Origin of the sequence: Vreelandella vilamensis, from assembly GCF_031451755.1 — a bacterium.
In the GTDB taxonomy this organism is placed as follows: domain Bacteria; phylum Pseudomonadota; class Gammaproteobacteria; order Pseudomonadales; family Halomonadaceae; genus Vreelandella; species Vreelandella vilamensis.
This window is the reverse complement of the sequence record NZ_JARWAN010000010.1, coordinates 26,691-51,724: the sequence shown is the minus strand read 5'-3', so window position 1 is coordinate 51,724 and position 25,034 is coordinate 26,691. Positions and strand designations below refer to the sequence as shown.

Below are 25,034 nucleotides of genomic sequence, written 5' to 3'. Positions count from 1 at the left end.
CGCCTGTTTATCTGGCATCATTATCAGCGTCGAGTCACGGTGCGCTATTACGCACCAGTTGACTTAGCGCTGACAGGCTTTCCCCCACCAATGCCTCTTCCTGTTCATTATGTTTCACGTGAAACATTTGCACTTCGGTGCCAGAATGCCATTGATTACTTAAGGCGGCCGGTTCGACGCTGGTAATAAATGCTTGGCACTGCATCGTTTCAAGAAGTTCGCAAAACCGCTGACGATGTTTTTCATCGAGCTCAGCGGGCAAATCATCAATTAAATATACGCAGTGCCGATTGACGGTGCTTTCCAAAAATCGCCCTTGAGCAAGTTTCAGTGCGCTCACGACAAGTTTCTGCTGACCTCTGGAAAGCAACTCAATCGCCGGTTGTTTGTGGATTTTGATGCGTAAATCCGCTCGCTGGGGTCCTTGCTGGGTAAAACCCATTTGCTGATCCGTTAACCGACTCGACGTTAGCACATCAGCCAAGTCACGTTTTTTATCCCAACCGCGTGCGTAATGAAGCGTCAGCCCATTAATCGGCAGCAATGCCGAAAGGGTTTCCTCGAAAACGGGTAAAAAAGCCGTAAACCATTCACGCCGTTTTTGATCCATCAGCTCACCGCTACTGGCCAGCTCATGTTCCCAAACGTCCAGCTCATAAGGTGCTATTCTACCACGCCTGAGAAGGGCATTCCGATGTTTCAACGCCCGACGAGCCCGCTTCCACAGCGTGAGAAAATCGTGTTTCACGTGAAACACACCCCAATCGAGAAATTCACGCCGTCCTGCTGGTGACCCTTCGAGCAATCGAAACGCATCGGGATTAATCAGCTGAAGCGGGAGAGCCTCTGCAAGCTCAGCCAAACGCGTATTTTTGCTACCTTTGAAGCGCAGTTCTAGTTCACGCTGATCGCGCATGCGGCGTACACCAAGTGTCGCCGGTGGTTCACCGGCTAAACGTGCAAACAGGGTCATCTGCGCCACATTTTGTTGAATCACGTGCTTTAGCTGACGCGTTCGAAATGAACGCCCCATGCCCAAAATATGAATGCCTTCAAGCAGGCTCGTTTTGCCGCTGCCATTGAGACCGCTAATTACGTTAATACGCGCGCACGGCGCCATCGTAACGGGAGCAAGATTTCGCAGCCCCTGAAAATTCAACTGCTCTATGCTCATTGCCGCTGCCAATAAAGACACAAAAGCGGTGCCTCTTGTGACATAAGAGGCACCGCCAGGGCAACATACGAACTCTGCATCATACTAATAACTCGGGTGCTTATAACCGCATGGGCATCACAACGTACAGCGCATCGCCTCCGCCTGGCTCTTCCATTAAGGCGCTACTGTTGGGGTCGGCGAGCGTCATCTGCATACGCTCATCATTTAGCACCGTCAGCACATCAACAAGGTAGCCCACGTTAAAGCCAATCTCCATCGCGGGACCGTTATATTCAACGGCAATGTTTTCCTCGGCTTCTTCCTGCTCGGGATTATTGGCCATCACTTTTAAGTTGCCAGGCTCTAAATACAGCCGCACGCCCCGGTATTTTTCGTTAGACAGAATTGCCGTGCGTGAGAGCACTTGGCGTAATGCGGCACGCTCTGCCAATAACACCTTGTCACCATTGCGCGGTACAACACGCTCGTAATCCGGAAATTTGCCGTCGATTAGCTTGGACGTAAAGGTAAAATCACCGGTATGCGCGCGAATATGCGTAGAACCCAGCGTCAAGCTCACTGGTTCGTCGCTATCGTCTAGTAGGCGGGATAGCTCAAGGATCCCCTTGCGTGGCACTATGAGCTTGTGTGGCTGTTCAACGGTCACATCCACTGGGCGCGAACACATCGACAGGCGGTGACCATCGGTGGCCACGGCGCGTAACAAATTGCTTTGAATTTCCAGCAACATGCCGTTGAGGTAGTAGCGCACATCTTGCTGCGCCATCGCAAAAGACGTCGACTCAATCAGATGTTTCAGCGTACCCCGTGGAACGCTTAGCTCTTGGCTACCTTCGTTATCTTCAATATTAGGAAATTCCGCTACCGGTAACGTCGACAGCGTGAAACGTGAACGACCGCTACGCAGCACCGCACGCCCTTCTTCGACCGCAAGCTGAATCTCAGCCTGCTCCGGCAGCGATTTACAAATGTCCATCAACTTACGTGCCGGTAAGGTCGCTGCCCCTTCCTGTTCAACGTGGCTAGCCACCGTGCGACCGACCAGTTCAACTTCTAAATCCGTGCCGGTAAGGGCAACCTGATCGCTTTCAATTTCAATTAGGACGTTAGACAGCACAGGAAGTGTTTGCCGGCGCTCGACCACGCCGGCCACCAGCGTTAGCGGACGCAGCAGTGCCTCACGGGAAATAGAAAAATTCATCGGCGCTCCAAAATAGTCGGTGACACGGTTGTCGATAGATCGACAACACATTAAGTCGATAGCTGGGTAATTCGGTGATTAGCTGGTCAGTAAACGCAGCAGATTCTTGTAGTCTTCACGAATGTCGGCACTTTCTTCTTGTAACGCTTTTACCTTACGGCAAGCGTGCAATACCGTCGTGTGATCGCGCCCACCGAACGCATCGCCAATTTCCGGAAGGCTATGGTTAGTGAGTTCTTTGGCCAACGCCATCGCTACTTGACGGGGGCGAGCAACCGAACGCGAACGCCGTTTGGAGAGCAAATCGGCAATTTTAATTTTGTAATACTCAGCCACGGTACGCTGAATATTATCCACGCCGACCTGCTTATCTTGTAACGCGAGCAAATCTTTTAGCGACTCGCGAATAAAATCCTGAGTGATTGGCTTGCCCATAAAATGAGAATCGGCAATCACTTTCTTTAACGCGCCTTCTAACTCACGCACGTTGGAGCGAATTTTCTGGGCAATGAAAAAAGCCGCATCGTGAGGCAAATCCACTTTGGTCTGCTCGGCTTTTTTCATCAAAATGGCCACCCGCGTCTCAAGCTCCGGTGGTTCAATGGCAACGGTTAACCCCCAGCCAAAGCGAGACTTCAAGCGCTCTTCGACGCCACTAATCTCTTTCGGGTAGCGGTCAGACGTCAGAATCATTTGCTGTCCGCCCTCTAACAGCGCGTTGAAGGTATGAAAAAACTCCTCCTGAGAGCGCTCTTTGCCGGCGAAAAACTGAATATCGTCAATCAGTAACGCGTCCACACTACGATAGAAGCGTTTGAAATCGTTAATCGCATTCAGCTGCAGGGCTTTCACCATATCCGCGACAAAGCGTTCAGAGTGTAAGTACACCACCTGCGCATTCTCACGTCGCGTCGCCAGCGCATTGCCTACCGCGTGCATTAAGTGGGTTTTACCTAGCCCTACACCACCGTATAAAAAAAGCGGATTGTAAGCCCCGCCGGGATTTTCTGACACTTGACGCGAGGCGGCTCTCGCCAGCTGGTTGGACTTACCTTCCACAAAGGTGTCGAAGGTAAAATTGGGATTCAAACCGCTATTGTGTTTCAAGCCCCCTTCTACCTGAACCTGGCGTTCTTTAGGACGCTTTGCCGCCTGCTCTTCGCGCAGCTGATCAATCTCGCGCTCGTCAGCAATATCACCACGGGGAGGCGTGCTCACTGCCGGGGACGACGGTCTCGCTGGCGACGCAGAAACTGGGTTGCCAAGGTCACGTGGCTGAGGTGCTGCCGCGGCGACACGGCGGCTTCCCACCGTTAAGCTCACTTTTGGCGGCTTAGTCGGCGCGAGTTCTCGTATCAACTCGCTAATACGCTTGGCGTACTTATCACTCACCCAGTCGCGTACAAAGCGATTAGGCGCTAACAAGCGCAGCTCGTTGGACTCCCCCTCCTCTGCTTGAAGGGGACGTATCCAGGTATTGAACTGCTGTGAATTCAGTTCGTCCTGCAGATAGTCCAGACACTGTTGCCATAGCGCGAGAGACACTCAACTCACCTTCGGTTGAAAACGGCCGGATATTGTAGCGCCCCAAAAGCCAGTTATCCACACAGCGTTCGGTTAAATATTCTCTGTGGATAACCCTCTGACCAAATCAACAATACCCCGCGGATAAGCAGGGCACACTGCTTAATAACGACGAACTATCTTCGTTTTTACACCGTTTGCCCACAGCTATACCCCTGCTAAATAACCGCTTATCCACATATTTTTAAAACGCTTACCTAGCTGTTTATAAACACTTTAAAACACTTATCCACAAATTGTATCCCCAGTATTAATAACAGCAGAATTTAAATAATATTTTATAATAATTGTTGTAGTGGCTGTTGATTCGTTTTGACGAGAACGGCGCATAAGGCGCATGGCATCACGACGGGAACTCGACAAAAAAATTGCACCTATCGCGGTAAGGCTCTACAATTTCCGGTCTTGAATTGGATCTCCCTATGCCAGTGCCTCGCTGGTTTAGGTCTCTTAAAATCGACATTCCGTCCAAAAACCACGTGGGAATAACGAGTTATGAAACGCACTTTTCAACCCAGCGTTCTTAAGCGCAAGCGCGCGCATGGCTTCCGTGCTCGTATGGCAACCAAAAACGGCCGTGCCGTCATCTCACGCCGTCGTGCCAAAGGCCGCAAGCGTCTGAGCGCCTGATTTCGGATTGCGTGTGCTCAGTCAAGACTATCCTCGGAGCTTACGACTACTCAGCGCCGGGGATTTCCGTCACGTTTTCGAACATGCTGATCTTAAAGTTCATGGCAAAGGTATGATGGCGCTAGCACGCTGGAATACTCTTGGGCATCCTCGCCTTGGGCTTGTGGTTAGCAAAAAAAATGTGAAGCTTGCCGTGCAACGTAATCGTTTCAAACGGCTCGTACGGGAATCTGTTCGCTTACGCCAACACCAGCTACCTGCAGTAGATATCGTAGTACTGGCACGACGAGGCGTACATGATCTCGACAACGAAACGTTACATCGCCAACTACACGGCATGTGGAAACGTTTGCAGCGCGAAGCGCAACGTGACGCTTGACGACTACGCTTTACCGCTCGACCTCGGCCTGCCGCTTGGCAGGCTTTTGTGTGTCATAGGTCGAGTAAAATCACACTGCGCCATTAGCATGTTCACTACCCAGCGGGCAGAACCCTCATGGACGTAAAACGACTTATACTACTGATTCCATTGGCTATTTTGGCCTATCTATTGGTTGTTCAATGGAGTCAGGACTACAGTCAGCCGATTGATACGCCGTCTTCTACCGAAGTGGTACAGCGTAACGGCTCGACCCCAGCAGAGACGCAAGATGATGGTGGCCTGAGCGTGCCCTCTAGCGGCACTCAACAGGGCGACATCGACAACAGCATGGCGGCTGACGCAAGCGAAACTGATAGCCGCGACTTCATTGCCGTTACGACCGATGTGCTTGATGTACGTATCGATCCTTACGGTGGCGATATTCTCTACGCCGCGTTGCCCCAACATAAACTGCGTCTCAACTCTGAGCGCAACTACGTATTGCTCTCAGACAACGAGACACGCAGCTATGTCGCACGTTCAGGCATCCAGCTTAACGATCAAGCAAGCCGTATCGCTTATACGCCAGACAATACGGAGTACTTGCTGCGTGACGGCGACGACGCGCTAACGGTGAATCTCAGTGCCAATGTGAACGGCATCGACGTCACCAAACGGTTGACGTTTGAGCGTGGCAGCTACGCGGTTGAGGTTAGTTATTACCTCGCTAACAACACCGAAGAGCCGGTTAGCGCGCGCTTTATCGGCCAATTGGCACGCGATAATAGCGCCGACCCGTCAAGCGGCGTGGCAATCGGCATGAACTCCTATCTAGGGGCGGCCTATTCCACACCGGAAGAACGCTACCAAAAGGTCGATTTCGAAACGATCCAAAGCGGCGAGTTTTCAAACCGCGAGGCCGAAGGCGGCTGGGTCGCGATTATTCAACACTACTTTGTCTCAGCCTGGGCGCCGCCGCAAAACCAGCAAAACCTCTACTATGCGAGCACCGATTCACGTAATCGCAACGTAGCGGCGTTTGCCGGCCCGATTCAGCAGGTTTCGCCCTCCAGTGAAGCCACCCTGGGCGCGACACTCTACATGGGTCCCAAGGTACAAGACCACTTAGAGCAAGTCGCACCGAATCTTGAGCTCACCGTGGATTACGGCTGGCTGTGGTTCATCGCCAACCCGCTGTTCTGGCTGCTGGATAAGATTCACGACGTCGTGGGTAACTGGGGTTGGTCGATTGTGCTGCTAACCGTGCTGGTCAAGCTTGTGCTCTTCCCGCTCTCGGCCAAGGCCTATAAGTCGATGGCACGGATGCGCAAACTCGGCCCGGAGATGCAGCGCCTCAAAGAGCAGTACGGCGACGACCGTCAGAAAATGTCGCAGGAGATGATGAAGTTCTACCAGAAGGAGAAGATCAACCCGCTGGGCGGCTGTCTCCCCATTCTGGTGCAAATGCCGGTCTTCATCGCCCTCTACTGGATGTTGCTGGAATCCGTAGAGCTGCGCCATGCGCCGTTCATGTTCTGGATTCAGGATCTCTCGGTGAAAGACCCGTTCTTCATCCTGCCGATCCTGATGGGCGCGTCGATGTTCGTGCAGCAATTGCTCAACCCGACACCGCCAGACCCGATGCAGGCGAAGATCATGAAGATGCTGCCGATTATCTTCACCTTCTTCTTCCTGTGGTTCCCGGCGGGGCTGGTTATCTACTGGGTGGTCAACAACATTATCTCGGTGGCACAGCAGTACTTTATTACGCGCCAGATTGAGAATGACCCTAGCGTCGGAAAAGGCAAGCGAACCAAGTAGTCAATCGCTTAGCTTACGTGAATCAGACCCCCGCCTTGTGCGGGGGTCTGGCGTTTACGGGCAAAGAAAATCACAATATAACGAAACACACGGGATGCACCATGGCAGAACGACTCTATACCCCTGACACCATCGCCGCGCTTGCCACGCCACCTGGGCGCGGCGGCGTGGGAATTATTCGCCTTTCAGGCCCCGATAGCCGTCGGCTTGCCGAAGCGATGATTGGCCACTGCCCACGGCCGCGTTACGCCCACTACGGGCCGTTTAGCGGTCAAGACGACATTATCGACGAGGGAATTGCGCTCTTTTTTGCCGGGCCCAATTCCTTTACCGGCGAGGACGTCCTTGAGCTACAAGGCCACGGCGGCCCAGTGATCATGGATCTGCTCTTAGAGCGCTGCGTGCAGCTTGGCGCGCGCTTAGCCCGGCCTGGGGAGTTCTCTGAGCGCGCTTTCTTGAACGACAAGCTCGACCTTGCCCAAGCCGAAGCGATCGCCGATCTAATCGACGCCACCTCGCGCTCCGCGACAGAAAACGCAGTGCGATCGCTACAAGGGGAATTCTCCCAACGCGTTCACGCGCTGGTGCAGCGGCTAATTGAGCTGCGCATCTACGTCGAAGCGGCGATCGATTTTCCTGAAGAAGAGATCGATTTTCTTGCCGATGGCCACGTTGCCACCATGCTCAACGGCGTTGAACAAGAGCTTAGCCAGGTGCGTGCCGCCGCCGGCCAGGGGGCGCTGATGCGTGAGGGGATGAGCGTAGTGATCGCGGGTCGCCCCAATGCGGGTAAATCCAGCCTGTTAAATGCGCTCACCGAGCAAGAAACGGCGATTGTCACCGACATTGCTGGCACCACCCGCGACGTGCTGCGTGAGCATATTCATATCGACGGAATGCCGCTGCATATCATCGATACCGCAGGGCTACGTGATACCCCGGATGCGGTAGAAAAAATCGGTGTGGCCCGCGCCTGGGCAGAAATCGAAAAGGCTGACCGCGTATTACTGCTCGTCGATGCCACCACCACCGACGCCACCGACCCGATGGCGATCTGGCCCGAGTTTGTCGAGCGCTTGCCGGACCGTTCGCGGCTAACCCTCGTGCGTAACAAAATCGATACTAGCCAAGAACCCGCGGAAATCGACTTATCCACAACACACCCCACGTTGCGCCTTTCGGCAAAAACCGGCGAAGGTGTGGATAAATTAAAAACGCACCTCAAAGAGATCATGGGGTTTTCCGCCACCACCGAGGGGCGCTTCTCTGCCCGCCGCCGCCACCTCGATGCCCTCGACCGCGCGCAGGCTGCCCTAGAAGCAGGGCGCACGCAATTAGACGGCTTCGGCGCCGGCGAACTCCTCGCCGAAGACCTGCGCGACGCCCAGCAAGCGTTAGGCGAAATTACCGGGGAATTTAGCGCCGATGATCTTCTCGGTGAGATTTTTGGCAGTTTCTGCATCGGCAAATAATCTCCTGTAGCCTCGCGCTTCTCTTCCCCTTTCTATTCCCCTACCAGCCACTCATCGCGGTAGTGGCTGGCGGCTCCTAAAAGCGCCGTCACTTCGCGCATAGCCGCATTAAGACGCTCATCCAGCCCCCAGGGTGGGTTGATCACCACCATGCCACTGCCGTACATGCCGTGGCGCTGTTCGCTGGGTGAGCGAAGACAAAGCTCGCTGCGCCAGATATTGCGAATACCGCTGGCGGCAAGCCCTTCAAGCAGTATGTGATGATGCCCGGCGGGCAATAGCGGGTACCAGATCATGACGATGGCGTGACGCGCTTTTTTCATCGCTTGTATCACCGCCTCAACCACTTCTTGATACTCCTGCTTGCGCTCGTAACTGGGGTCGATCAGTACACTTAGCCGTGGGGTTGACACGGGTAAACGCTGGCCTAACCCCGCAAGTCCATCGCCGTAAGTGCGCATGGCATTCGCACTCAGCGCTTGGTCTTCTAGGTGGCGATGCTCACCAGGGTGAAGTTCAAAAAGCTGCAGCGCATCTTGTTGGCGTAAACGTTGATGCAACCACCAAGGCGAGCCTGGGTAGTGCGTTAGCGCTGCGGGTGACGGTTGAAGGGAAGCAAGGGCATCGCACCACTGGCGTAAAAGCGGGTCGTTAAGGGTGTGCTTGGCTTGCCAGAGTTTATCAACGCCCTCGCGATACTCCTGCAAACGCTGGCTCTCTTTGGCCGCAAGCGGATACACCCCGCGACCCGCGTGGGTATCGATATATGTAATAGGCGATTTTTTACGTAATAAATAATCCACTACGGCAAATAGCGTCACATGTTTATGCACATCGGCAAAATTACCGGCATGGTAGGCGTGCTGATAAGAGAGCATGAGAACCTAAAAAGACAAATAAAACACAAAAAAAGCCCGCTAAAAAAAGCGAGCTGGACGTTAAAAACTTTTTACAGCAACACTTATTCACTGGATCGCTTATTAACAGCAGCTTAGTGCAACCGGCTGTGGATAGTTTTTTATGCAGCGTTTTCTTACGCCTGCCTGTATTGCTGCCTCTGATAATGACTGAGCCAGGTAGTTACTAAGCCCAATAATTACTGGGCCTAATAATTACATAGTTACTGGGACTGATAATTTTGGGCACCTTCGGTCGGCGTTAAGGTAATCTCAACGCGACGGTTTTGCGTGCGGCCTTGCTCCGTTTCATTGCTGGCAATCGGCCGATCCTCACCGAACCCCATCATGTTTAAGCGTGTGGATGAGACGCCGCTCTGGTTAAGGTACCCGCCCACGGCCTGAGCGCGACGTTCGGAAAGGCGCTGGTTGTAATTCGCATCGCCTGTGCTATCAGTGTGGCCTGCTATGTTAACGCGCGTATCTTGGTACTGAGTGAGCACATTAGCGACTTCGTTAAGTGCGCTACGGGCTTCATTGGTAAGATCGGCTGAGTCAAAGCCAAAGGTCACACCGCTTGGCATATTGAGGACGATATCATCACCACGGCGGTCGATTTCAATACGCGAGCCTTGCAAGCTACCGCGCAGTTGGTTCTCTTGGCGATCCATATAGGCGCCCACGCCAGCACCGGCGGCGGCGCCAACGGCTGCACCAATAAGCGCACGGTCACGGCGGCTGGTGCTACCGTCACCTGAGAGCGCCCCGGCAACCGCGCCAACAGCCGCACCAATGCCGGTACCCGTTGCGGTACTAGAGCGCTGCGTTTGCCCACCGTAGGGGTCATTGGTTGCACAACCGGCCACCAATAAAACGGCCGCAATCGGCGTTAAAAGTCGATAAAAACGCATCACTCACTCCTTTATGTGTGACGAAAAAATCATCATTCGTCGCTGATCTCAGCCAGCAACTCGTTTAAGAATAGTAGCCCTTGCGGGGATGCCCTAAGACTTTTCGCTGTCTCCTCTAAAAGTCCTTTTTTATGGGCACTTTGTAAGCGTTTATGCAAGACCGTTTCTGGCTGCCCCGTGTACGCAGACCATAACGCTAACGGCACACCGTCAGTCAAACGCAGTGCGTTCATGGCAAACTCAAGCGGTAGCTCCGCCACGCTTACCTCGCGCTTTCCGGCGGTAAAACCACGAAGATCGCCTACGCGCTGAAGATATGCCTCGGGCTGGCGGGTTTTCCAACGCCGCTCAATGACCCATTCGCCGCTGTCGCTGATATGACTGAGCTTGCTGTGCGCGCCAGCTCCAATACCCAGATAATCACCAAACTGCCAATAGTTCATGTTGTGGCGACTTTCGCGCCCCGGTTGGGCATAGGCGGAAATTTCGTAACGCGAAAAACCGGCGGTTTCCAGGCGCTCGTGCCCTTGGTCCTGAATCTCCCACAGTGCCTCCTCTTCGGGAAGAACGGGCGGGTGAGAGTGGAAAGCGGTATTGGGCTCAAGGGTGAGCTGATACCAGGAAAGGTGCTCCGGCGCGAGCGCGAGTGCTTGATCAATATCGGCCAGCGCACGTTCGGGAGACTGCCCCGGTAGGCCGTGCATCAAATCGAGATTAAGGTTGCGAAAGCCTGCCGCCCTTGCCTGCCCCACGGCGTTTTCCGCCTCTTCACCGCTGTGAATACGGCCCAGCGCTTCAAGCTGCTCAGCATGAAAACTCTGCACACCCAGCGAAAGTCGATTAATACCCGCTTCGCGATAACCCGTAAAACGGTGCTGCTCGGTGGTGCCGGGGTTAGCTTCTAAGGTGATTTCGATGTCAGGGGCAAACGATAACCGCGCTTGTATTGCCTCAAGCAACACATGATAAAAACGCGGCGACAGCAAACTCGGTGTGCCGCCACCAATAAAGATCGAGACTAACGGGCGCTCAGCGGCAAGTGGCAGGTCCGCATCAAAATCGGCAAGCAGCGCGCGCAAGTAAGCCTCTTCGGGCAGCTCGCGATGGCTGGACTCATGAGAATTAAAGTCGCAATACGGGCACTTGCGCACGCACCACGGCGTGTGGATATAAAGCGATAGCGGCGGCAGCTCAGCCATGCGCCACCTGCGATGTTTCCACCTCTAGCATGTCCACCAGGGCATTAAGCGCACGACCACGATGACTAAAACGGTTCTTACTTTCAGCGGGCATTTCAGCAGCGGTCATGGCGTGATCGGGCAGCCAAAATAACGGATCATAGCCAAAGCCCCCCTCGCCGCGCGGATGCGCTAGGATCTGACCCTCCCAGCTGCGCTGTACGATGATCGGCACCGGATCTTCCGGATGGCGCAGATACACCAATACACACCAATAGCGCCCGCTGCGCTGGCCTTCCGCGCAGTCATGCAACGCATCAATCAGTTTGGCATTGTTGCGCGCATCGCTTTTCGGCTCACCGGCATAGCGCGCCGAATAAATCCCCGGTGCGCCGTTGAGGGCATCCACTTCCAAGCCAGAATCGTCGGCCAGCGCTGGCAAACCACTTGCCACGCTCGCCGCCCGCGCTTTAATCAGCGCATTTTCCACAAACGTCAGCCCGGTTTCGGCGACATCTGCCACGCCAAAATCCGCCTGCGGGCGTACATCCATTCCCAGCGGGGCAAGAAGCTGGTTGAACTCACTTAACTTTCCCGCATTGCCGCTCGCCAGTACTAGCACGTGGTGTGATGACATAGGTAGCCCCTTTTTTTAGGTGTACAACATGCAAAAATTAATCATTAAGGATGAAAATAACCCTTTAACATCAATCGGTATATTTATAAAGAATAACCTTATAATATAACAATTAGTAACATTTATTTACGTTTTTGGGGTTTTGGACAACACTCATTTTGTCGCCTATTAAGCTATTAATGCTACAAGGAGCTCACATGAATGCCCAAAAACCCTCAGGGACTGTGTATTTAATTACCGAAAAAAGTCCACAAACTCAATTATTTGCCGACTACCTTGCTGAGAAGACGGGGTTTGCTATCCACATACAATCCCCGGCGGCTACGTTTACTTCGCCCCCGTCAGGTAACTTATTGTTACTCGTTGATAGTGACCATATTGGCATTGACGCCTTACCCGAGTGGCAAGAAAGACTGCCAACCGAAATGGCGAAAACCCCAATCGCCGCGCTCAACATTCGCGATCTAGATCACGCCTTGGAAGCGCTCTCCTGCGCTCAGCTAAAAGGCGTGTTTTACCGTAATGAGAGTTTAGACGTTATCTGCAAGGGCATTCACGCATTGTTAGACGGGGACTTGTGGATGTCGCGCGACCTGATGGCTCGCCTTATTTTGTTTTACCGCAAGTATCAAAGCAACGCGTTTCGCCCTGCTTGTGGGCTGACCAATCGCGAAATGGAGATTATCACACTGCTCAGCTCAGGCTCCTCCAATCAACAAATCGCGGAAAAGCTATTTGTCAGTGAGCACACGGTAAAGTCCCACCTCTACAACATTTTTCGCAAGATAAACGTACATAACCGCATTCAGGCGCTGAATTGGATCCACCAAAACCTCGGCCCTATTTTGCCCAATATTGAGGCGGCTCGCAGCATACAACGCCAGCACACGCCTTAACGAGACCCAGTTCTCTTAAGGGAAGGGAGCGGTTATGAACGCATTACGCACCACTGCCTTAATGGCACTGTCGGCAGTCTTCCTCATGCCTATCGCATGGGCAGAAACGCCAAACCTAGCGCCCACCGACGGTGCCCAGGAGCAGGCCGACATCGACGCCATTAACCAACTCGATAGCCCTGATGGCCCTGCTATACAACAGCGGCCCAATGGTAGCAGCGAGCTTACCGGTGTGCTGGTGGATCGCACCATCACCATGGCGGGTAAAACCTTCTATCGCGCCTTCAGCCAGCTTGCCATGGGTAATCCGCTAATCGGTAATGCCACACTTACCATCCATGAACGCCCCGACGCCCGCTGGGGCAGCCAGGTGTGGATCATGGAAGCCAACCGCATGTATTTCCGCACACAGCTTTCCCCCAAGATCAGTGAGGCCGACCGCGCCGCCGGGGAAGCCGTGCAAATTGTCGAGGAGGCCTTGCTGCAACGCCAGCTTTCTTCGGCCATGTCGTCTGATCAAGATCTGGGAAGTGAGGAGTTGAACTGATGAAACCCAACCGTACTTACCGTGCCGTGCGTGTGCTGGCAACAGCGACTCTGGCAACCGCGCTTTCTGCATCCGCTGTTGCCGGAGAGCTCATTTACAAGCCCCTTAACCCGTCATTTGGCGGCGACCCGTTCGTGGGGAGTTATTTACTCGGCAAGGCCCAAGCACAAGACACCAATACCGACCCTAATGCGCGCCGTGCTCAACCGCTGTCACCCACCGCCCGTTTGGTCCAAAGCCTAGAGAGTCGTTTGATCTCTCAGCTTATTTCTGACGTAGGGCGGGGCGACATTGGCGAAGGCAGCTTTGATAGCGATGACTTTGGTGTTGTAGTCAGGGATGACGGGGGCGAACTTACCGTCCAGGTAGTGGACAAACTGACCGGTGATGTCACCACCATTAGCGTTGGTGGTTTATTTAACCCTTGAATTATCACGATAACGCCAACCAAAAAAAATTAAACCGTCATAAGACAAGGGAATCATTATGAGACTCGTAATTGTTGGGCTATTAGCCCTGTGGTTGAGTGGCTGTGCCAGCACCCTCGCCACCTCGGAAAACCTAGAAGGGGCGCCCGCCACCCTCATGCCCAGGGGCGCGGCTTACCAAGACCTTGTGTCGCTGCCGCCTCCCGCCGGGCGCATCTTTGTCTCGGTGTACGATTTCCGCGACCAGACAGGGCAATACCGCCCAGCACCGGCCAGCACATTCTCGACCGCGGTCACGCAAGGGGCAGCGGCCATGTTGACTGGCGCGCTGTCGGATTCCGGTTGGTTCATTCCCCTAGAGCGGGTGGGGTTGCAAAACCTATTGACCGAGCGACGTATCATTCGCGCGGAATTTGAGCGCTTTGGCCAACCCGATACGCTGCCTTCGCTGCGCGCCGCCTCGGTTATGCTCGAAGGCGGTATTATCGCCTACGAATCCAACATACGAACCGGCGGGGCGGGGGCAGAGTATTTTGGCATTGGCGCCTCAGGGCAGTACCAAGTGGATCAAGTAACGGTGAATTTACGCGCCGTTGAAATTTCTAGCGGCGAAGTACTGGCCAACGTTACCACCACCAAGACCATTTATTCCAAGGAGTTGCGAGCCGGGGTTTACCGCTTTATCGACTTCAGCCGGCTGCTTGAAGCAGAGGCCGGTATTACCACCAACGAGCCGGTGCAAATGGCGGTGATGGCGGCGATCGAGTCCTCGGTGATTCACTTGATCGCACAGGGCGTGGAAAACAGGCTGTGGAACCTGCCCAACGATATCGATTTTAACCAAACAATACTCGCGGAGTATCTGAACGCGCCAATACCGAAGTTATAAACCACAAAAAATAACAAGGGAACCTTCAAGGTCATGCTTATGCATGACCTTTTTTTTGTTGCTTAACATCTACTATACACATTAACCGTTTGAATTATAAATCAAAAACCAATCAGTGATGAAAAATTAATAACCGCTTAAGTACTTATTAACCATGAAATTGATAAGCCGATATCAACGACGTTAGTGATAATTGATAAAGAGTAAAAACAGGATTTATTAAAACAACAAAACCCAAAAACATCTGATAGATAAATAATCTCCAGAAGCCAAACTCAACACATGTAAAAAAAAGATACGGATCATTTCTTAATGGGGCCTTTAAGTGAACACAAAACACATTTTTACAAACGGCTTTAGCAAACAGTTCCGTTGGCTTATTGGCTCGGCTGCTTTGTTTTCAGCGTGCGTAGTGATGGCGCCGGCCACTGCTAATGAAAATGAAAATGCCTTAGAAGAAAAAGCAAAAATCACACAGCACATTGAAGAACAGAAGTCTCTAATTAATAGCAATTTTAGTAACGCCAGTATTATCGAGCAGATAGGCCACAATAATAATGCCAGTGTTGCCCAATCATTTTCCGGCGATTTTCAAATGAGAAACTTCGCTTTTATTTACCAAAATGGGAACAACAACACCGGGAATATTTCTCAGCAGGGGAGTAATAACACCGGGACTATTTCCCAACAGGGAAGTAATAACTCGGCCACGATTTGGCAAGAAGGAAATCATCATAATGCATCGATTAACCAGAAAAACAATGACGGTTTAGCCTTTAGCGCTGATATCCGCCAATTCGGCAGTTCAAGTGACGTTCATATTGTACAACCTTCGGAGAATGGCTGGCGCAGCATTAGCATCGAACACCACGCATACTCGGCCGATGCACTGCCGGTCTTCGTCGAAACACACTGAGCGGCATTCCGCTGACTCAGTGACCACCAAAGCAAGACGATCGAAACCAAAAGGGGAAATACCATGAAACTGCAACTCACCACACTCGCTGCCGCCGTCGCTCTCGCTGTCAGTGCCTCTTCATGGGCAGATGCAAGGGATCCCGTCTACGAAGTTAATGGCAACACTATAAATAATGGAAAAGGAGCATTCGACGCGCAAGAACTTATTCGTGAAGGCATGGATAATTTCACCAGCTTGGGTATCGACAATGGTACTCCCGGTGAACGTGAAACGGATCATGATCAAATCAACCAGACCGGCAGCACAATAAACTCAGCACAGGCCGGTACGGAGCAATACTCAGAAATTCTCCAAGGAGGATCAAGTGGCGCAAGCAACGAAGCTTATGTGGACCAGGGCAAAAATAGCGGCAGTGAAGAAAACGTCTCTCTTATTCAGCAGATTAATGGATCAACTAACAAAGCAACAGTATTCCAGAAAGGAGAGGGTTTCAATGAATCCCGTATAGTGCAAAGTAACGGAAGTATCAACACAGCAACTGTAAACCAATATGGTAAAAACGATCAATCAGATATACTTCAAACCAATGGTAGCAATAACAATGCGATAGTTGATCAGTACGCGGGTTTTAAAAATCAATCCTATATTGAGCAACGGAACGGAGACTCTAATACCGCAACTGTTGAACAACGAAACAGTGATTGGAGCGACTCTTACATCAAGCAAGACGGCTCTGACAACATAGCTGACGTGAGCCAGCGCAATAACTCAGACTACAGCGATTCAATCATCCGTCAAACTGGCGAAGGTAATGAAGCTTATGTCGATCAGCAAAATAACTCTGAGAAAACATGGAGCTTTATTGAGCAACGTGATAACGACCACTATGCTCAAGTTACCCAAAACGATGCTGACTTGAGTGCCTCGTACATTTATCAGGGAGGCAATCTTGGTGGTCACACAGCCTATGTAACCCAGAAAGACGAGTATGGAAGCGTGTCAATGGTTCGTCAGAACGGGAACCCAGGGGCTATTGTTAATCACAATCAAACAGGTGGTTCTGGTAACGTAGCAAGCTCTTATCAGTGGTAATAAATACACCTACTTATTTTGCAAATATTAGACCGCCCTACGGGGCGGTTTTTTATTGTCTTTTATTTCCCAGCCCCTTATGTACCTCCCCCCCTCACAACCGGCACCAAGAAACTGAATACCCTGCATGAGATATCTCATTGTTTACGTTTTTTAAAACAATGATGTTTTTAAGCCTTAATTTCAGTTTAAAGCATCATGGTAACGAAATGCTTTCCCTCCATACTTAAATCAACAAACGGTTACACGAAAATACAAACAGGCGGGTACATAACATGAACATTCAACCGCACGGCCCTAACGCGTTACGAAGTGCCAACACACTAAAAGCTTTACCAGCGGTTTCTCTTTTTACCTTGGGTTGTGTGGCCATCATGTTTTCTGCTTCAACAATGGCTGACGACAATACCACTGATACCAGCCCAGGTAACGAATCAGCTTATGCCCATATCAATAAAAGTGAAGAATCGCTGTTGAATGATGACGTTAAGCTTTCCAAAAATAGCGGCAACGTTGCCTTAATTAGTCAAATTGGCGATGGCAACAGGAACATTATTAATCAAAACAGGATTACTAAAGGTAGTGCGAATTTTGCTTCCATTGACCAAGACGGTAACTCCAATAATGCCACGATTAATCAAGAAGGCTCACAGAATACCGGCCTTATCTACCAGGAAGGTAATCGGCTAGAAGCCAATATTACGCAGACGGGTGACCAATTCGAATCTCAAGTTTATCAATACGGGTTTGAGGCAAAAGTCAACATTTCACAATCGGGGAGTGGCTATCGCAGCATTAACGTCGAACAGCAGTCTTACTCGGGTAATGCTTCACCAGTCACTATCGATACCAACTGAGTCGCACTTAGCTTCTCAGTAAACTAAAAGCAAATCGATCGACATAAAGGGGAACTACCATGAAAACTCAATTAACTACTATCGCCGCGGCTGTTGCTTTCACCATGAGTGCTGCTGCGTTGGCCCAAACAGCGCCTAACTCAAGCTTCAACGGTTCAAGAAGCGACATTGATAGCATGGCCGGTTCAAGCTATGACGGCAGCCCTGTGGGTAGCGATTCCTACATCGATCAAGTTGGCAATAACAATAACAACAACGTGGTTCAGTGGGGAACCCAGATCTCACGTATTAAACAGAATGGCGACAACAATATTGTCAACATTGATCAAGACGAGATAGAAGGAGTGGCTTCAACGGATCCTGGTCAACACGCCTCCTACGTTGTTCAAAAAGGAAATCGCAACGAAGCGACTGTTGTCCAACTTGATAAATACAATGACTCAAAAATCTACCAAGGGGGTAATAGAAACTACGCCAATGTTGATCAAGACGGCGAGCTTAATGACTCATGGATTGAACAAAGGGGCAATGGCAACGAAAGTGATGTCAACCAGGATGGTGATTTAAACGACAGCTATGTCCTTTTTGATGGCAATGGCAACTACTCGTACACCAGTCAAGCAGGAGATGAGTTAGATAGCGACATTATCACTCATGGCGATAACAACAATTACTCTATCGACCAAAGCGGCTACGGGCACGACTCTTTTGTTCGTACCAGTGGCTCAGGTAATGGTTACAGCGTAAACCAAAGGGGTAATTTCGGCGCTTCAGGTCAGCACTTTTCACAAATCATGACCACAGGCAATAATAACTACAACTCTGTTAACCAAGGCCATTAATTCGATCTAGGCCCTGCTAACGAACCGCCCCTTTCGGGGGCGGTTTTTTTGATTTCTCAATTCCGCTTTTATCTCACGGCAAAATTTAACGTGCTGCCTTTACCTTGAGTGGAGGAGCGCGAGCGGTTGCCGCCTTTTTGAACGGTTATATCCAACCGTCCTTCGCTCAATACCTCAATGCTTGCTTGAATCGCGTCGCCTTCAAACGCGTAGTCCGCCGGTACTTGCCCTTCTTCTTGATAGGTTTGCGTCTCGCCATCCTGCGTCACGCGCCACTCGGCGCTAAATACCACACCTGGTGTGCCGCTCACCTCGATTTGAATCTGCTGCCCCATTGCATCCTCCTCCATCGTGTCTGCGCCAAGCGGTAGCGATACCAACATGCTCGCGCCGAGTACCACACCTAGACAAGCCGTTGTGTGTTGCATGTGAACCCCCAACGTAAAAGAGCCGCCCAACGCGGGCGGCTCTTTCAGTATAGTCTTTATTGGCAACACTAAGTTACACAGACTCACATAAAGCGCTTTATGAAGGCATCAGCGCAAAGGCTTTTTCCGCCGCGTCTAGCGTGAACTGGATGTCCTCGGCGGTGTGGGCGCTGGACATAAAGCCGGCCTCAAATGCGGAGGGGGCTAAATACACGCCGTGATCCAACATGGCGCTAAAGAAACGGCGGAACATTTCCGGGTCGCACGCGGTGGCTTGGGCGAAGTTATCCACCCGCGACTGCGCGGTGAAAAACACCCCAAACATGCCCCCAGCGGATTGCGTGATCATCGGCACACCGGCGGCATCGGCGCGTTCTTGCAAACCGTGACGTAAGGTATCGACGCGTTGAGCCAGGGCATCGTGAAAGCCCGGTACCTGAAGCTTATTCAATAGTGTCACGCCCGCTGCCATCGCCAGCGGGTTACCCGAGAGCGTACCCGCGTGGTAAACCGGCCCAAGCGGGGAGATCTGCTGCATAATCTCGCGCTTACCGCCAAAGGCACCAACGGGCATCCCGCCGCCGACAATCTTGCCCAAACAGGTTAAATCCGGCGTTACATTGTAGTGCGCCTGGGCACCGCCGAGGGCGATACGAAAGCCGGTCATTACTTCATCAAAAATCAGCACGCTGCCGTGCTCGTTACACACCTGCCGCAGCGTTTCGAGGAAGTCGGGCTGCGGCGGAATGCAATTCATGTTACCGGCCACCGGCTCCACAATAATGCACGCGATTTGATCGCCAATCTCATCAAAACAGGCTTGCACGCCTTCAGGGTCATTAAACGACAGCGTTACCGTGTGCTCGGCAAGAGAGGCTGGTACGCCCGGTGAGCTCGGCTCGCCGTGGGTCAGCGCACCGGAGCCGGCCTTAACCAGCAGCGAATCGGAGTGGCCGTGGTAATTGCCTTCAAACTTCACGATCTTGTCGCGACCCGTGTAACCGCGCGCTAGGCGGATCGCCGACATGGTGGCTTCGGTGCCGGAGCTTGTCATGCGCACCATTTCCATCGACGGAATGATCTCGCAGATCAAATCGGCCATGGTGGTTTCGATTTCCGTCGGCGTGCCGAAAGAAAGGCCGTTATCCAGCCGCGCGCGCACGGCGGCAAGCACATCTTGATCGGCGTGGCCGGTAATCATCGGCCCCCACGAGCCGACGTAATCGACATAGCGGTTGCCTTCCACGTCGAACAGATAAGCCCCCTGGGCGCGCTCCATAAAAACCGGCGGGCGGTGCAGGCCTTTAAACGCACGCACGGGGGAGTTAACCCCGCCGGGGATGTGGCGACTGGCACGGTCAAACAGTTCGGCTGATGTGGTCATGGCGTCCTCTTCGTTATATGTAAACGTTCATATAAACGTTATCGGGTAAAAAAATACGCGTCAAAAAAGCGTTGGGGCAACGCTTGGCCGCTGCCTTGATGGTAGCCATGAGACAGGCTTTCCCAGGTAAAGTGCTGTGCTTGCTCGCAAGCAGTCAGTAAGCGCTCACCTACGGCTAACCGCGCAGCAAGCGATGAGGCCAGCGTACACCCTGAACCGTGAAACTGCCCCGCTAGACGCGGCCACTGCCATTGCCGCGTGGTTTCGGGCGTGTGCAAGGTGTGAGTTATCGGCTGTTGATCGCTATCGCTGCCTAAGCGCGAGTCATCGGTCGCGGTTACCAGAATCGCTTGGCAGCCTTGTGACATTAACGCCACCGCGCGGGCCGTGTCGTCATCGGGGTCTTGAACGTCAGGCGTCAGCTGGGCAAGTTCGTAACGGTTAGGCGTTAAGATATCCACAAGAGGTAGCAAGCGCTGGGTATACGCCCGGCACAAACCGGGTGTGGATAACTCAGTGCCGCCGCCGGCTTTGATCACTGGGTCCGCCACCACCGGCACGCCGGGAAACCGCCGCACGACCTTTTCCACCGCCAAAAGCGTGTCCTCATCGGCGATCAGCCCCAGTTTAATCGCCGCCACCGGCAGCTCACCTAGCGCGTCTACCATCGCCAGTAGCACCGCCGGGTCGGTGGGAATAACGCGCTGCACATCTTGCAGGTTCTGCACTGTGAGGGCGGTAGGCACCGTGACCGCCCAACCACCACTGGCGGCAATGGCTTCACTATCGGCGACGATGCCGGCACCACCGGTGGGGTCGTGGCCTGCCAATACCAACACCACAGGGGGAAGCGACTTTCCCATCAGTAAGGCTTAAGCACGGCCAAAATGATAATGATGAGCAGCGCCACCACCGGCAGCTCGTTAAACCAACGGAAGAAAACGTGGCCCTTCTTGCAGCGGTCTTGCGCGAATTGCTTTAAATAGATCAAACACACGTGGTGATACGCCACTAATAACACCACCAATAACAGTTTGGTGTGCATCCAGCCTTGGCTTAGCCAAGCAGGGTTGAGATACAACATCCAGATGCCGAAAATCAGTACCACAATCATGGAGGGCGTCATAATGCCGCGGTAGAGCTTACGCTCCATGATTTTGAACGTTTCCATGCTGGTGATTTCATTTTTATCTCGCGCCATGGCGTGATAAACGTACAGGCGTGGCAGATAAAACAGTGCGGCAAACCAAGTCACCATGGCGATCAGGTGGATCGCTTTTGCCCATAAATACATTGTGGCTCCTTACGCGTGGGGCGCTTAACGCTATTCCCCTTTTCGCTTGCTGTCTGAAGTGTCGTTGGGAGAATCCGCAGTTGTGTCTTGCGCTTGCTGCGAATAGGAGTACTGATAATAACGCTCAATCGCGTCACGGGTGATGATACCGGAAATGCGTCGCTGCTTTGGCCGGTAACCATGCACCACATATAAAGCGCCAAGGGCGTCATTCTGCAGCGTTATAAACGCTTCGGAAAGCGTGGCTTGCAGGCTAATGGGCGCCATCTCGATACGCTGGCCGGGAATTTCCAAAAGATCGATTTTTTCTTGGGCAATTTCTTCCGCCGTTTGCGACGCTTCATGCTCAAGCAACCAACGGGCCAGTTCCGCCGCTTTAAGCGCCAGCACCGGCTTCTCGCGCGTGGAACGTTCAATCACGATCCACACAGGTTTGGGTTCCAATAGCTTACGCACCTGCGCATGCGACACCATGCGTTCGGTGCGCACCACGCTGCGCTCCATCACCGCCGGGACAGATACTCGTGAGAGGGCTTGCATCAGCGGCTGCTGAAGCGGATGCAGGCCGTAACGCACCGAGCAAATAAAAAAGCCTTCGCAACCAGTGAGCTGGCGCGAGGTCAGGCACGCCACTACCACCGCTAGCATCCCCGGCAGCATGATATTGGGTGTATGAGTGAGCTCTAACAGCGCCATCAGCGCCGCCAATGGCGCCTGCAGCACGGCTCCCATCATCGCCGCCATTCCCAGCATGGCGAATACCGCAGGGTCCGCCGCTTTATTGGGCCAAACAACCGTGCCAAATAGCCCGGTAAGCGCCCCGGCAGCAGCGCCAATCACCAATACCGGGCCAATAATGCCAATTGGTACCCCGCCTGCCACGGTCAGCGCGGTGAGAATCAGCTTGAGCACCACCAGCGCGAACAGTACCGAGAGCGTCAGCTGATTATCCAGAATCGCCGCCACGCTATCGTAGCCGATCCCCTGAACGTCAGGGAAAAACCAAGCGATCGCACCGGTTAATACGCCGACCGCGCCTAAACGCAGCCAAAGCGGTTGGCGACCAAACCACACGCTTCGTGAAATATGAATAAAAAGCCCCGCCAAGAGACCAATCACAAGCCCCATGACGACCACCCACGGCAAATTCAAAAAAGAATCCAGCGCCACGTCTGGAATGCTAAACGCCGGCGCGCTGCCGTACGCAAGCTGCGCCACCAATGCCCCCATGGTGGACGCCAAGATCACCGGCATAAAGCTCATCAAGGTATATTCCATCATCACCACTTCCATGGCGAAGATAACCCCAGCAATCGGGGTATTAAACGAAGCGGAAATCCCTGCCGCCGTGCCGCACGCCACCAGTACTCGCAAGCTATTGTGCGGCAGGCGCAGCTGCTCGCCTAAACCACTCGATGCCGCCGCCCCCAGGTGAATCGCGGGACCTTCACGCCCCGCCGAGAGGCCACCGAGGACCGACACCACGCCCACCCACCACTGGTTAAGCCAGTTACGCCGCGGAAAGCGCCCCTGGTGATAGGTCAAACGCTCAATCACGTGGCTAACCCCCAGCTTGCGCGCGCTGGGTTTCTGCCGATAAAGCAGCACACCCACCAGCGTGACGGCGACCAGAGGCAATAACGCGCGTACCCAAGGCGCCAGGCCCTCAAACGCCTCAGGTTTGCCTTCCGGCATATACAGCATTGCACCGGCTTCCAGCAATAGCCGAAAACCTACCATCAGTGCTCCGGTAATCACCCCGGAAGCCAGCCCCAGCACGCACAGCTGCGGCAATGCATCCACATTGGCGAGTTGGCGGCGAAAACTCTCAAGGGTAAAATCTGACCGTGAAAAACGTGCCACGAAACCATCCCTGCTCTTTTCTTGTCACTGTCTTGTGTATCATAGCTAAAGCGCGTGCAACAGGTTGTTTTCAAGCGCAGGCTATTATCGACAAAGCAAAACAAGTGAAAACCGCAAGGAGTTGAGTGTGATTAAAGTAGGTATTGTTGGCGGTACCGGTTATACCGGCGTTGAGCTTTTACGGCTGCTTTCCCAGCATCCCGAGGTCAGCGTTGAGGCGATTACCTCACGCTCGGAGGCAGGCGTTAGGGTCTGCGATATGTACCCCAACTTGCGCGGCCACTACGATACGCTCACCTTCAGCGAGCCCGATGCTAAAACGCTTGGCGCGATGGACGCGGTATTTTTCGCCACGCCCCACGGTGTTGCCCACGCCTTGGCCGGTGAGCTTTTGCAAAACGGCACCCGCGTGATTGACCTCTCCGCCGATTTTCGTCTGCGCGACGCCGATGAATGGAGCCGTTGGTACAACCAGCCTCACGGCGCCCCTCACCTGCTTGAGGAAGCGGTTTACGGCTTGCCCGAAATGCACCGGGAGGCAATCAAAAACGCACGCTTGATCGCGGTACCCGGCTGCTACCCCACCGCCGTACAGCTTGGTTACCTACCGCTGTTGGAAGCCGGCCTGATTGATGCTTCGCAGCTCATTGCCGACTGCAAATCCGGCGTTACCGGTGCGGGTCGCGGGGCGAAAGTGCCATCGCTACTCGCCGAGGCGAGTGAATCCATGAAAGCCTACGGCGCCTCTGGCCACCGCCACCTACCGGAAATCCGCCAAGGGCTAAGCGATGCTCAAGGCACAAAGGTAGGGCTTACCTTTGTGCCGCATTTAACGCCGATGATTCGCGGCATCCACGCTACACTCTATGGCAAGCTCAAGGCCGAACCGCAAGAACTTCAAGCACAAGAACTTCAAGAATTGTTTGAAGCGCGTTACGCCAACGAGCCGTTTGTCGACGTGATGCCCGCCGGCAGCCACCCGGAAACCCGCAGCGTCAAGGGCATTAACACCTGCCGCATCGCGGTGCATCGCCCCGATGACGGCGATACCGTGGTGGTGCTCGCGGTGATTGATAACTTGGTGAAAGGCGCCTCAGGCCAGGCAATTCAAAACCTTAACCTGATGTTTGGGCTAAAAGAGACGCAAGGCCTTGAAGCACCGGCCATGATGCCCTGAACAGCGCCAACTAACGCATAGTTAAAGTTGACTATTTTACTGGGAATTACCCATAATTACGTTTCAAGCGTTATATACCCTCACGCTCACGGGAGGTTCCATGAGCAGTGCCGAATCCTTTGTCCCCACGCCGTTGATGCTGTCTGACAGTGCACGCACTCGCATCAAGGCGCTTATTGCAGAAGAACATAACCCCACGTTGAAACTGCGCGTCTACGTAACAGGCGGCGGTTGCTCAGGGTTTCAATACGGGTTTGATTTTGCCGATAACGTCGCTGATGACGACACCGTGATCGAGTTTGGCGAGGCATCACTCGTGGTTGACCCGCTGTCTTACCAGTATTTGGTGGGTTCCACGGTCGATTACGAAGAAGGCTTGGCTGGTGCCCGTTTTCGGGTACAAAACCCGAATGCCACCACCACTTGCGGCTGTGGTGCCTCCTTTATGGTGTAACCCCACACCAGCGCGCTTGCGTCCACGCAGCGTTTGCCACGGCTTTTCCCCGTGACTTGACGCCATGGCGGTTTCTCGCCAAGGTTAAAAGGTCAA

Annotated in this window: 26 protein-coding genes; 14 read left to right on the top strand and 12 right to left on the bottom strand. The window is 53.1% G+C overall.

Annotated features, from left to right (window positions below; genetic code table 11):
* Positions 1-34: 34 nt before the first annotated feature.
* The 3 genes from recF to dnaA all read right to left on the bottom strand — a co-directional run bounded on the left by recF (position 35) and on the right by dnaA (position 3,923).
* Positions 35-1,174 carry a DNA replication/repair protein RecF gene (gene recF, locus QC823_RS07900; RefSeq protein WP_309655865.1) on the bottom strand — a complete coding sequence of 380 codons (1,140 nt, stop codon included), beginning with the start codon at positions 1,172-1,174 and terminating at the stop codon, positions 35-37.
* Between the two features lie 100 nt (positions 1,175-1,274).
* Positions 1,275-2,378, bottom strand: a complete 1,104-nt coding sequence (dnaN, locus tag QC823_RS07895) for a DNA polymerase III subunit beta (protein ID WP_309655819.1) — start codon at positions 2,376-2,378, stop codon at positions 1,275-1,277.
* Between the two features lie 78 nt (positions 2,379-2,456).
* Positions 2,457-3,923 carry a chromosomal replication initiator protein DnaA gene (gene dnaA, locus QC823_RS07890; RefSeq protein WP_309655818.1) on the bottom strand — a complete coding sequence of 489 codons (1,467 nt, stop codon included), beginning with the start codon at positions 3,921-3,923 and terminating at the stop codon, positions 2,457-2,459.
* A gap of 534 nt (positions 3,924-4,457) precedes the next feature.
* Here dnaA and rpmH point away from each other — a divergent pair.
* From rpmH to mnmE, 4 genes are all read left to right on the top strand, one after another.
* A complete protein-coding gene (rpmH, locus tag QC823_RS07885; protein ID WP_009101657.1) occupies positions 4,458-4,592 on the top strand; it encodes a 50S ribosomal protein L34 in 135 nt (44 codons plus the stop codon).
* Positions 4,593-4,605: 13 nt separating this feature from the next.
* Complete coding sequence (gene rnpA, locus QC823_RS07880; RefSeq protein ID WP_309655817.1) at positions 4,606-4,971, top strand: ribonuclease P protein component; 366 nt, start codon at positions 4,606-4,608, stop codon at positions 4,969-4,971.
* 117 nt (positions 4,972-5,088) lie between these two features.
* Positions 5,089-6,774, top strand: coding sequence for a membrane protein insertase YidC (yidC, locus tag QC823_RS07875; RefSeq protein WP_309655816.1), 1,686 nt, complete (start codon positions 5,089-5,091; stop codon positions 6,772-6,774).
* A 101-nt stretch (positions 6,775-6,875) separates the two neighbouring features.
* The gene (gene mnmE, locus QC823_RS07870) at positions 6,876-8,246 is read left to right on the top strand and encodes a tRNA uridine-5-carboxymethylaminomethyl(34) synthesis GTPase MnmE (RefSeq protein WP_309655815.1); all 1,371 of its coding nucleotides are present in this window, start codon (positions 6,876-6,878) and stop codon (positions 8,244-8,246) included.
* Positions 8,247-8,278: 32 nt separating this feature from the next.
* Here mnmE and QC823_RS07865 read toward each other — a convergent pair whose 3' ends face one another.
* The 4 genes from QC823_RS07865 to rdgB all read right to left on the bottom strand — a co-directional run bounded on the left by QC823_RS07865 (position 8,279) and on the right by rdgB (position 11,868).
* Complete coding sequence (locus tag QC823_RS07865; protein ID WP_309655814.1) at positions 8,279-9,124, bottom strand: 23S rRNA (adenine(2030)-N(6))-methyltransferase RlmJ; 846 nt, start codon at positions 9,122-9,124, stop codon at positions 8,279-8,281.
* Positions 9,125-9,366: 242 nt separating this feature from the next.
* Entirely contained in the window at positions 9,367-10,053 is a 687-nt protein-coding gene (locus QC823_RS07860; RefSeq protein WP_309655813.1) for a YiaD family glycine zipper/OmpA-like lipoprotein, read from the bottom strand.
* A gap of 32 nt (positions 10,054-10,085) precedes the next feature.
* The gene (hemW, locus tag QC823_RS07855) at positions 10,086-11,252 is read right to left on the bottom strand and encodes a radical SAM family heme chaperone HemW (protein ID WP_309655812.1); all 1,167 of its coding nucleotides are present in this window, start codon (positions 11,250-11,252) and stop codon (positions 10,086-10,088) included.
* Positions 11,245-11,868 (bottom strand): RdgB/HAM1 family non-canonical purine NTP pyrophosphatase, encoded by a 624-nt coding sequence (gene rdgB, locus QC823_RS07850; protein ID WP_309655811.1) that lies wholly within the window; start codon positions 11,866-11,868, stop codon positions 11,245-11,247. Before rdgB ends, hemW begins: the two co-directional genes overlap by 8 nt.
* A 197-nt stretch (positions 11,869-12,065) precedes the next feature.
* Here rdgB and QC823_RS07845 point away from each other — a divergent pair, with 197 nt between their 5' ends.
* The 8 genes from QC823_RS07845 to QC823_RS07810 all read left to right on the top strand — a co-directional run bounded on the left by QC823_RS07845 (position 12,066) and on the right by QC823_RS07810 (position 18,338).
* On the top strand, positions 12,066-12,764 hold the full coding sequence (locus QC823_RS07845; RefSeq protein ID WP_309655810.1) for a response regulator transcription factor: 699 nt from the start codon (positions 12,066-12,068) through the stop codon (positions 12,762-12,764).
* 34 nt (positions 12,765-12,798) lie between these two features.
* Complete coding sequence (locus QC823_RS07840; RefSeq protein ID WP_309655809.1) at positions 12,799-13,311, top strand: CsgE family curli-type amyloid fiber assembly protein; 513 nt, start codon at positions 12,799-12,801, stop codon at positions 13,309-13,311.
* Complete coding sequence (locus QC823_RS07835) at positions 13,311-13,739, top strand: curli assembly protein CsgF (RefSeq protein ID WP_309655808.1); 429 nt, start codon at positions 13,311-13,313, stop codon at positions 13,737-13,739. The genes QC823_RS07840 and QC823_RS07835 overlap by 1 nt, the downstream gene beginning before the upstream one ends.
* Before the next feature lie 58 nt (positions 13,740-13,797).
* A complete protein-coding gene (locus QC823_RS07830; protein ID WP_309655807.1) occupies positions 13,798-14,628 on the top strand; it encodes a CsgG/HfaB family protein in 831 nt (276 codons plus the stop codon).
* 325 nt (positions 14,629-14,953) lie between these two features.
* The gene (locus QC823_RS07825; RefSeq protein WP_309655806.1) at positions 14,954-15,544 is read left to right on the top strand and encodes a hypothetical protein; all 591 of its coding nucleotides are present in this window, start codon (positions 14,954-14,956) and stop codon (positions 15,542-15,544) included.
* A 63-nt stretch (positions 15,545-15,607) separates the two neighbouring features.
* Positions 15,608-16,639 (top strand): hypothetical protein, encoded by a 1,032-nt coding sequence (locus QC823_RS07820; RefSeq protein ID WP_309655805.1) that lies wholly within the window; start codon positions 15,608-15,610, stop codon positions 16,637-16,639.
* A gap of 275 nt (positions 16,640-16,914) precedes the next feature.
* Positions 16,915-17,496, top strand: coding sequence for a hypothetical protein (locus QC823_RS07815; protein WP_309655804.1), 582 nt, complete (start codon positions 16,915-16,917; stop codon positions 17,494-17,496).
* 59 nt (positions 17,497-17,555) lie between these two features.
* Positions 17,556-18,338: a curlin subunit CsgB gene (locus QC823_RS07810; protein WP_309655803.1), complete on the top strand. Its 783-nt coding sequence runs from the start codon at positions 17,556-17,558 to the stop codon at positions 18,336-18,338.
* A gap of 68 nt (positions 18,339-18,406) precedes the next feature.
* Here QC823_RS07810 and QC823_RS07805 read toward each other — a convergent pair whose 3' ends face one another.
* The 5 genes from QC823_RS07805 to QC823_RS07785 all read right to left on the bottom strand — a co-directional run bounded on the left by QC823_RS07805 (position 18,407) and on the right by QC823_RS07785 (position 23,307).
* The gene (locus QC823_RS07805) at positions 18,407-18,766 is read right to left on the bottom strand and encodes a hypothetical protein (protein ID WP_309655802.1); all 360 of its coding nucleotides are present in this window, start codon (positions 18,764-18,766) and stop codon (positions 18,407-18,409) included.
* Between the two features lie 97 nt (positions 18,767-18,863).
* Positions 18,864-20,150 (bottom strand): glutamate-1-semialdehyde 2,1-aminomutase, encoded by a 1,287-nt coding sequence (hemL, locus tag QC823_RS07800; protein WP_309655801.1) that lies wholly within the window; start codon positions 20,148-20,150, stop codon positions 18,864-18,866.
* Between the two features lie 38 nt (positions 20,151-20,188).
* Positions 20,189-21,013, bottom strand: a complete 825-nt coding sequence (gene thiD, locus QC823_RS07795; RefSeq protein ID WP_309655800.1) for a bifunctional hydroxymethylpyrimidine kinase/phosphomethylpyrimidine kinase — start codon at positions 21,011-21,013, stop codon at positions 20,189-20,191.
* Complete coding sequence (gene hemJ / locus QC823_RS07790) at positions 21,013-21,444, bottom strand: protoporphyrinogen oxidase HemJ (protein WP_309655799.1); 432 nt, start codon at positions 21,442-21,444, stop codon at positions 21,013-21,015. Before hemJ ends, thiD begins: the two co-directional genes overlap by 1 nt.
* A 30-nt stretch (positions 21,445-21,474) precedes the next feature.
* The gene (locus QC823_RS07785; protein ID WP_309655798.1) at positions 21,475-23,307 is read right to left on the bottom strand and encodes a chloride channel protein; all 1,833 of its coding nucleotides are present in this window, start codon (positions 23,305-23,307) and stop codon (positions 21,475-21,477) included.
* 127 nt (positions 23,308-23,434) lie between these two features.
* Here QC823_RS07785 and argC point away from each other — a divergent pair, with 127 nt between their 5' ends.
* Both argC and erpA read left to right on the top strand, forming a co-directional pair.
* The gene (gene argC, locus QC823_RS07780; protein ID WP_309655797.1) at positions 23,435-24,484 is read left to right on the top strand and encodes an N-acetyl-gamma-glutamyl-phosphate reductase; all 1,050 of its coding nucleotides are present in this window, start codon (positions 23,435-23,437) and stop codon (positions 24,482-24,484) included.
* Between the two features lie 100 nt (positions 24,485-24,584).
* Entirely contained in the window at positions 24,585-24,938 is a 354-nt protein-coding gene (erpA, locus tag QC823_RS07775; protein ID WP_309655796.1) for an iron-sulfur cluster insertion protein ErpA, read from the top strand.
* Positions 24,939-25,034 lie beyond the last annotated feature (96 nt).